Below are 3,433 nucleotides of genomic sequence, written 5' to 3'. Positions count from 1 at the left end.
AGGAACAGGAACCGGGCCGGATTGGTGTTCGCCGCCGTCGGGCCCCACTTGGCGGTGTCATAGATTTCCCGGATCAGCGCCTCGGAGATCTCCTCGCCCGACCAGCCGTTGCGGGTGCGCGCCGTGCGGAACAGGCGGTCGAGGGCAGGATCATCAAGGCGGTGGGTCATGCGGCGGCCTGTGTTGGAGCGGGGGAAGAAGCTTGGGTGCTGCGCCGCGCACATAGGCGCGCCGCCGGGATCGGGCAAGCGCGGGCGGCCGGGACCTGGCGCGACCCTGGATCGTGGCCCGCCATGAGCCGACATTCTGATCAGCGGGAATGGGTGGTTGGCGGTCAGGTCAGGTGTTTGGCCACGGGTGCGCGGAAATCTTTGCATACGTGCCCTCCCAGCCTTCAGGCTCAGGATTTTCGGCGACGAACACCTCGCGTTCGGCAACCGTCAGGTCTGAAAAGGCGCGGTAGAAAAGGGTATATGCTTCTTCACCGCGTCCCATTCGCCAACCGACGGATTTGGGCGGAATGTCGGGGCAAGCGATCCATGGCAGCTGCATGTCACGAGCTTAGCGGTTGAAGACAAATGTCCGCAATGGGTCGTTTCTCACCTTTGACCTCCAGCCCAAAACCGGACGGTCGATCCACAGCCACGCCACCGGACCTGCGGGACTCACCCATCAGGTTTCGGCCCTCCGCACGACCGGGCGCCCTCAGATTCGCAGCCCCTGCTCGGCGATGATGGTGCGCTGGATTTCGTCGGTTCCCCTCGCGACGCCGCCAAGCGCGCCTCGACCTAGAACCCTCGCCCCGCGCTTGCGGGGAGAGGGCAGGGTGAGGGGCGCACCGCGCAGCGGGGCGTCTTTCGGCCCTCGGCCAAAAGCGGACGCGGCGAAGGTCAGAGATGAGCGGATTTTGTTGAAAAAGGCCGGTCTAATGCGGACCCTATCTCAAGCCCCGAATGCGGACCCTCCAGGGTCTGCGATGTCCTGAGAAGCGGTCCTTACGCGCGGTGGGCGCAACGAGATTCGCTCGTCAATGGCGGAACCGTCTCGACCTCTGACCGCCCCACCCCGCGCAGCGACCAAAATCCTCCAGACCGGATCCGGCGGTTGTCCAAGACGGTGCGACTTGGCGCGAAGGCGGCTGGACGGGGTCCGGCCGCAGCGAAGGGGAAAAATTTTCTTCGCCGCGTATCAAAACGGCGCGTCACCACGAATAGCTTGAGAGCGTAACCCGACGAGCCCAGCCCTCAGGAGAATGTCATGAAGTTTGGCCGCGTTCTTATGATTCTGTCGTCGCTGCTACTGCCGATGGCGGCCCACGCCGCGTCATGGGATGTCGGGCCTCCCGTGGGCGCCAAGGCGCCCGCACTGCACGCCGTCGACCTCAAGGGCGCGCCGGTCAGTGTCCGCAAGCTCTCCGGAAAAAATGGCCTGGTGCTGGTGTTCTTTCGGTCGGCCAAATGGTGCCCCTATTGCCAGAAGCAGCTCATCGACATGAAAGACGCGCCGGCCCCGCTGGCGGCCCGCGGCTACAAACTCGCCGCCCTCAGCTATGACCCGACCGAGGTTCTGGCGCAGTTCACCGAGAAGCGGGAAATCCCCTACCCGCTGCTGTCCGACCTGGGCTCGGTGACGATCGACGCCTGGAAGCTGCGCGACACCCGCTACAAGCCGGAAAGCTTCGCCTGGGGGGTTCCCTATGCCTCGATCTACGTCATCTCCCCGAAGGGCGTTGTGACGGCCAAGCTGGCGGAAGAGGACTACAAGGTGCGGCCGCCGCTCAGCGCCATACTTTCCACCATCGACGGCTTGCCAAAGGGCCGATGAGCGCGAGCGCGCTCTGAACAGGAGCCCCGATGATGGGCAAGCTCGCAGGAAAGACCGCGTTCGTGCTGGCGGGCGGCGGCAGCCTCGGCGCGGTGCAGGTCGGCATGCTGGAGGCGCTGCTTGAGGCCGGCGTGGTTCCGGACCTGATTGTCGGGTCCTCCGTGGGCGCCCTCAACGCCGGATTCTTCGCCGGCGATCCGACCGCTCAGGGCGTGACGAAGCTGATGGAGATCTGGAGAAGCCTGCATCGAGCCGATATTTTCCCCCTCTCGGTGGGCAGCGCGTTTCGATGGCTAAGATCGGCGGACGCGCTTTTCGAGCCCACCAAGCTGAAACGCTTGATCGAACGACACCTGCCCTACCGCAATCTCGAGGACGCCCCGATCCCCGTTCATGTGGTCGCCACCAGCCTGGGCGGTGTGGCGGTGCGCCTGTCATCGGGGCCGGCGGTCGAGGCGATCCTGGCGAGCGCGGCGATCCCGATGATGTTTCCCTCGGTCAAAATCGGCGCAGACCATCTGATGGACGGCGCGGTCTCCGGCAATACCCCGATCCTCACGGCCGCGGAGCTCGGCGCCGAGCGCCTGGTCGTCCTTCCAACCGGCTTCGCCTGCGCTATGACCACCCCACCCCGTGGCGCTGTATCGCGCGGGTTTCACGCGCTGACCCTGCTCATCGCGCACCAGATGGCGCGCGACCTGGCCCACTTGTCCGGGACCGCCCAGGTCCTGACCGTGCCAAACCTATGCCCGCTGGACGTCTCGCCGTTCGATTTCACCCAGACCGAGACGCTCATGGCCCGCGCCGCGCGGGAAACCCGGGCCTGGATCGCCGACGGCGGCCTGTCCCGCCAGCAGATCCCCGGCATGCTCAATCCGCACTCGCACTGACCTGATGCCCCGCCAGGCCAACGCGTCTTCGTCAGCGAAGCCCTGGTGGGTGAGATCGTCAGCATCGCCGAGCTCGACGGGGGGGCTCCACGTCGTTCGTGTCTGCAATCTCGCCCCCAACAATCTGTCGACCAGCATCCCGGTTGCACACAGCAAGACCCCCCAACCCTCTCCCCGCAAGCGGGGAGAGGGCTAAATTCCACAGAAGCGCGGCCATCATGGCTGAACCCTCGCCCCGCGCTTGCGGGGAGAGGGCAGGGTGAGGGGCGCGCCGCGCAGCGGGGCGTCTTTCGGCGGGTCAGGTGAGGCGGCGCGTCAGCAAGAGCCCCTCACCCTCTCCGCCGACGGGGAGAGGGCTAACTTCCACGGAAGCGCGGCCATCATGGCTGAACCCTCGCCCCGCGCTGGCGGGGAGAGGGCAGGGTGAGGGGCGCACCGCGCAGCGGGGCGTCTTTCGGCCCGTCAGGTGAGGCGGCGCATCAGCAAGACCCCCAACCCTCTCCCCCAAGGGGGGCGAGGGCTAGGAGACCCTCCCCCTACCTCGGCGGCATGCGGATTGCGCCGTCCAGACGCACGGTCTCGCCGTTGAAGTAGCTGTTGCGCAGCATGGTCAGCGCCAGGTCGGCATATTCCGACGGGTGGCCCAGGCGGCGCGGGAACGGCACCGAGGCCGACAGGCTTTCGAAGATCGCCGGCGCCCGGGTCTTCACCCCCAGCAT

General features: G+C 66.5%; 3 protein-coding genes and 1 pseudogene. 2 read left to right on the top strand and 2 right to left on the bottom strand.

Annotated features, from left to right (window positions below; genetic code table 11):
* Nucleotides 1-339: 339 nt before the first annotated feature.
* Complete coding sequence (locus tag Q7P21_RS20230; RefSeq protein ID WP_304180177.1) at nucleotides 340-552, bottom strand: hypothetical protein; 213 nt, start codon at nucleotides 550-552, stop codon at nucleotides 340-342.
* 705 nt (nucleotides 553-1,257) lie between these two features.
* Between Q7P21_RS20230 and Q7P21_RS20225 the strand changes: the two genes are divergently transcribed.
* The gene (locus Q7P21_RS20225; RefSeq protein ID WP_304180173.1) at nucleotides 1,258-1,824 is read left to right on the top strand and encodes a peroxiredoxin family protein; all 567 of its coding nucleotides are present in this window, start codon (nucleotides 1,258-1,260) and stop codon (nucleotides 1,822-1,824) included.
* Between the two features lie 29 nt (nucleotides 1,825-1,853).
* Entirely contained in the window at nucleotides 1,854-2,714 is an 861-nt protein-coding gene (locus Q7P21_RS20220; protein WP_304180170.1) for a patatin-like phospholipase family protein, read from the top strand.
* Between the two features lie 536 nt (nucleotides 2,715-3,250).
* Here Q7P21_RS20220 and Q7P21_RS20215 read toward each other — a convergent pair.
* Nucleotides 3,251-3,433 (bottom strand): annotated as a pseudogene (locus tag Q7P21_RS20215) (3-hydroxy-2-methylbutyryl-CoA dehydrogenase); the annotation flags it as partial.

Origin of the sequence: Phenylobacterium aquaticum (assembly GCF_947378715.1) — a bacterium.
GTDB classification, from domain to species: Bacteria; Pseudomonadota; Alphaproteobacteria; order Caulobacterales; family Caulobacteraceae; genus Phenylobacterium; species Phenylobacterium aquaticum_A.
The sequence above is the reverse complement of the archived record's forward strand: the minus strand, read 5'-3'. Positions and strand labels throughout refer to the sequence as shown.